Annotated in this window: 6 protein-coding genes; 2 read left to right on the forward strand and 4 right to left on the reverse strand. The window is 33.7% G+C overall.

Annotated elements, in window-relative coordinates; genetic code table 11:
* Window positions 1–590: 590 nt before the first annotated feature.
* A complete protein-coding gene (locus tag AC3WJF_RS22945; RefSeq protein ID WP_492456402.1) occupies window positions 591–1,367 on the forward strand; it encodes a transposase in 777 nt (258 codons plus the stop codon).
* 274 nt (window positions 1,368–1,641) lie between these two features.
* On the opposite strand, the gene AC3WJF_RS22950 is transcribed toward AC3WJF_RS22945, so the two are convergent.
* Window positions 1,642–2,361 (reverse strand): SH3 domain-containing protein, encoded by a 720-nt coding sequence (locus tag AC3WJF_RS22950; RefSeq protein WP_492456404.1) that lies wholly within the window; start codon window positions 2,359–2,361, stop codon window positions 1,642–1,644.
* 623 nt (window positions 2,362–2,984) lie between these two features.
* On the opposite strand from AC3WJF_RS22950, the gene AC3WJF_RS22955 reads away from it, so the two are divergent.
* Window positions 2,985–3,383: a LysM peptidoglycan-binding domain-containing protein gene (locus tag AC3WJF_RS22955; RefSeq protein WP_492456406.1), complete on the forward strand. Its 399-nt coding sequence runs from the start codon at window positions 2,985–2,987 to the stop codon at window positions 3,381–3,383.
* Here AC3WJF_RS22955 and AC3WJF_RS22960 read toward each other — a convergent pair.
* From AC3WJF_RS22960 to AC3WJF_RS22970, 3 genes are all read right to left on the reverse strand, one after another.
* Window positions 3,380–3,544 (reverse strand): hypothetical protein, encoded by a 165-nt coding sequence (locus AC3WJF_RS22960; protein WP_492456407.1) that lies wholly within the window; start codon window positions 3,542–3,544, stop codon window positions 3,380–3,382. The two genes, AC3WJF_RS22955 and AC3WJF_RS22960, sit on opposite strands and share 4 nt — an antisense overlap.
* A 270-nt stretch (window positions 3,545–3,814) precedes the next feature.
* Complete coding sequence (locus tag AC3WJF_RS22965) at window positions 3,815–4,087, reverse strand: DUF4190 domain-containing protein (RefSeq protein ID WP_492456408.1); 273 nt, start codon at window positions 4,085–4,087, stop codon at window positions 3,815–3,817.
* A gap of 78 nt (window positions 4,088–4,165) precedes the next feature.
* A complete protein-coding gene (locus AC3WJF_RS22970; RefSeq protein WP_492456410.1) occupies window positions 4,166–4,402 on the reverse strand; it encodes a DUF4190 domain-containing protein in 237 nt (78 codons plus the stop codon).
* Window positions 4,403–4,509 lie beyond the last annotated feature (107 nt).

The following is a 4,509-nucleotide window of genomic DNA, read 5'->3' on the forward strand; positions in this document are numbered from 1 at the left end:
GTGCAGGTGGAAACATGGGGACGGTTCTCGCGTTTCTAGCAAACGCAAGAACCGTCCCTGTGTTTTTCTTGAAAATATAGAAGGAATATAGAGTTAGATGAAGAATAGTTATATTGAACCATGAAACAAATCTTTTCTCCGATCAATTCTTCAATAAAGCACACATTCTTTTCCAAATGCTAGCGCTTGGTTATATAAAAAATATCATTCCTATTCGAAACTATCATCATTCCACATCATCCATTTCTAAGGAGTCCTCTATGTGAATTTCGGTGTTAATTACAATTATGCATCTACCTCGCAATAAATCTATTCATATAAAATCAAAATTCATGCCCGTTTTGATGTTTTTTTCAATCAGTAAATTTAGTTCAGCCATTAAAAAGTCGAGTAAGTCTGTTCATATCCCAAGAAGGATTAGGTAAAACAATATGAACTAGTTGAATCAAATAATGAATACAAATATCATCTGCAAGCCCTTCTAAAGGAGGATCCGTTGAAAATCTTTACACAAGTTTAATTCAATCAGAGAATTCATAAATGAAAAATAACAAAAGGCAAAGTGAATTTGAAGGGGAGTGTTAATAGAGATGCCTCGTCAAGCTAGACTGAAAAGCAAAACTGGAATTTATCATATCATGTGGAGGGGAGCTAATAGGCAGGAAATATTTCACGATGAGGAAGACTGGTTTAAGTTTCTAGATATTCTCAAAAAATTTAAGATGAAATATGCATTAGGTTTATATGCATGGTGCTTGATGAATAACCATGTACATCTCCTAATAAAAGAAGGAGACGAAAATATTTCGATCACGATGAAACGAATAGGGGTCAGCTATGCAGGGTATTACAATTGGAAGTACAGAACAACAGGACACCTGTTTCAGGATCGATTCAATAGTGAAGTTGTTGAAAATAATCGCTATTTATTAACTGTCGTGAGGTATATTCACCAAAATCCTGTAAAAGCTGAAATGGTAAATCGGGCTGATGAATGGAAATGGAGCAGCTGTTGTGGATACTATGGAAGATGTCTTTATCCAAAAAATTTGCTGGATCATGATGTTATTTTAAAGATATTTTCTGATGAACCTGCAATGGCAAGAGAAGGATTTAGGGAATTTAATGAAAGAAAAAACAATGATAATTGTCTAGAGGATAGTTTGATAGAAAAAAGATTATCAGATGAAGAGGCAAAACTTGAAATCAAAAAAATCCTTGGTACGATTGAAATCGCACAAGTAAAGACTTTCCCAAAAGAAAAAAGAAATGAAGTGTTACGAAAAATAAAAAGGATTGAAGGACTATCGCTGCGCCAGGCTGCAAGAATTTTTGGTTTGTCTTTGAGTCTTATATTTAGGGCATGAAACACCGGGACGGTTCTTGTGTTTCCATGGTGCGCCTGTCAATCCTTGAAAATTGTCAAAAGATAGGAAGAGCTGTTGTCTAACCGATGTCTTCTGGTAGTAGCGTATGTAAGAGTAAGGTACCGTGGTAATAGGGATTGATGGGCCGTCGCTGCCAGACTTGCAATATTATTGAGGATTCTTGAGTCCAAATTTCTAGAACAAGAGGAGCAGGGGAACCGTGTCTTTGTTCATAAGAAAAGTCTAGTGGAAGTAGACAGCGAAACTCTGGTTCCTAATTTGAAACACGAGAACCGTCCCCTTGTTTCACTCGATGATCAAATACCAACCATTTTGTGCCGCTCTTATAGAGACAAATTGTTGTAGTTTGGTTGCCGCTTTCTTCATTTATATGATATTGAGAGACATATAAATATTCCCGATTGTTTTTTGTATAGTGGGTGATCGTTGGTTTCTTTGAATGCTTCCAATCAATTGGATAGAGTGCTAATCCCCAAATTTCTGTTTCAATAATGTGATGTAGTTGATTTCCATTTCGATCTTTTCCAGCTTTTCTAAACTGTTGTTTGAAGTATTTTTTTGTATATGTTTTTGTAAAACCCGGAGCCATAATTGCATATATTTGGGATTTAGTGTAATTCTTCTTCCAGGTTTTTCGCTCGATTGCAAGGGCTTTGTCTACAATTTTCTTTGCTGAGGTGGAAGACATGGTGCTATAAAATCTTAGGTAATCATCACAGACATAAGCCTTCTTTTTTCCGTACTTAATCTGTGCACAACCATTCTTTAAGGAGTAGACGGTAACTTTAGTTTTTCCTTTTAATGTACCGATTATATGATACTTTGTTCCTGGCCCGCTTCGAACATTAAGAACTCCACTTGTTACATCAACGACACCTGTCTTAGTAACTGCAGCGACATGACTCATTGGAGCAAATAACATTAATGTCAGGATCAATGATAAAAAAGCTTTAATCGTCTTATTTCTCATCATAAATCCCCCTATACAGTTTCTTTGCCCTGTTTACTAGATTGTATTTTCCATTTAATACTATAACAGTGCTTTTCTGTATACAATAATAATAATTAGTCAAATAGTGATCCAATTTGACAATAGGGTGCCAGGCACCCAAAAACAAAAGACTATTAATGTTATAAATTGTCATTAAATAAATTATCCATCAGTACTAAGATATCATTACCCGAATGATAGTAATGTCCTTTAAAATAGGTTGAAGTAAATTCAAATGTATTTTCTTCATTATCATATAAAGTTCCCTTGTAGCTATATCCTTTCTTAACACTTTGATTTTTATCAGGTATAAACGTAATATCTTTCATTTTATGTAAAGATAACATTAATTTACGAGTTGAGAAAGACGATGTTATTAATCAAATTAATGTCACCTTAGAAGGTAGCCTAAATGAAGGTAAAGTTGTTAATATTACCGGTAAAACAACTATTAATGATGCTGGTATCAAAGTTGCTATGGTTTATAATTTATCAGCAAATAAGTTAACTACAGGAACATTAAGTGCTGACAGAAATAGCAGTTAGATTAATAGCAACTGAAAAGTTAGCATAAAAAACTATAACTGCTGTTAGTGGGATAATTGATGATTATAAATGCTGCAGATGCAAAAGCAGGAAAAAATAAAAGAGGCACTGTTAAAGCTAGAGAACCAGGTAGCTGGATTAATCCAGCTGATAATAAAAAAGTAGTTGCTGCAAGTGTTTCAACAAGTCCTGTTTTTCACGTGGTAGTTAAAAGTGATACAGTATCAGCACTTGCACTTAGATACGGTTCGACACAAGTAGATATTAAAAAGTGGAATAAGCTTAAAGATGACTACTTAATCAAAATTGGCCAGAAATTGCGGGTTAAGCAGTTTCTTATGGCTGTCATTTACAGCTTAGATTCACTAATATTACAATTAAGCCCTTCAAATAGAGAAGGGCTTAATTGTAGTATTTTCAGTATGCCAATTTTTAATTTTATTTTAAATTCACATTAGCTTTTTCTTTCTTTAGGTAAAGTAAATATTAGAACAGAGATAAAAACAATAATAAAGGTTCCTAGTGATATTATGGTTTTATCATCTGCTAATAAGTTCAAAATTACTGAAAGTACTACTGCCAATACCGTTGATAATAAGATTCTTTTGCCCCTATTCATATAATCCCACCCATAAATTTACTTATCGGAATCCGAATCCACTTAATTTAACAGAAAAAACTTATGACCTTTTTATCAGTAATTGTTTTCAATTCCCCTGTACTACCACTGCGAATTTCTAACTTGACACACTACCTAAATCTTTTCTATATAGTTGCTTGAAAGCTCCTGTTTTCAGGCGATTACAACCCACAAACAATAGTAGTATTGCAAAAATGTAAATAACTGATCTTCCTTTCAGAAAAATTCCCGATCATTCTTCTGAAAGCATTAATTTAATTCATAAGAAAGATTAGTAGTGAAAGTGAAAAATACCAAAAATGCAAGGATGATAAGCAATCCTAAACATATCCCTACAATACTTATGATTCTCCCAGCTATGGCTAAACCATGCCCATTTTCGTTAGAATAACGGATCTCATTTGTAGCTTGTAAAGACAAAACAAGCCCAACAATTCCGAGAATAATGCCAATAAAAGGCACGCAAACGGAAAGAATCCCCAATATTAATGAAATGATTGCTTTACTATTTGTTTTTTCCAACTTACTTCCCACCCCCATAAAATATCTGTCTAATTATCTATCATTATAGAGGAACAGTCCTCTTGTTTTACCAGTGTTTCATATATTGGCATAACTCAGGATGAAAATTAATCCCAAACATATGCTTACAATACTTATGATTCTCCCAGCTATGGCTAAACCATGTCCTTTTTCGTTAGATTGACGGATTTCTTTTGTAGCTTGAAAAGACAAAATAAGCCCAACAATGCCAAGAATAAAACCAATTAAAGGCACAAGAAAGGATAGAATCCCCAATATTAATGAAGTGATTGCTTTATTATTAGTTTTTTTCAACTTACTTCCCCCCATAAAATATCTATTTAATTATCTATCATGATATATACGCTGTATGGATTGATAAGTTTCATTTGTAAACGAAGGGACGGTTCTCATGTTTCTTG

It is taken from the genome of Heyndrickxia sp. FW510-T9, assembly GCF_058781025.1.

Excerpts from the sequence above, each read along its gene's own strand:
- AC3WJF_RS22955 (WP_492456406.1), top strand. The coding sequence starts at position 2,985 with ATGATTATAAATGCTGCAGATGCAAAAGCAGGAAAAAATAAAAGAGGC.
- AC3WJF_RS22945 (WP_492456402.1), top strand. The coding sequence starts at position 591 with ATGCCTCGTCAAGCTAGACTGAAAAGCAAAACTGGAATTTATCATATC.
- AC3WJF_RS22950 (WP_492456404.1), bottom strand. The coding sequence starts at position 2,361 with ATGATGAGAAATAAGACGATTAAAGCTTTTTTATCATTGATCCTGACA.
- AC3WJF_RS22960 (WP_492456407.1), bottom strand. The coding sequence starts at position 3,544 with ATGAATAGGGGCAAAAGAATCTTATTATCAACGGTATTGGCAGTAGTA.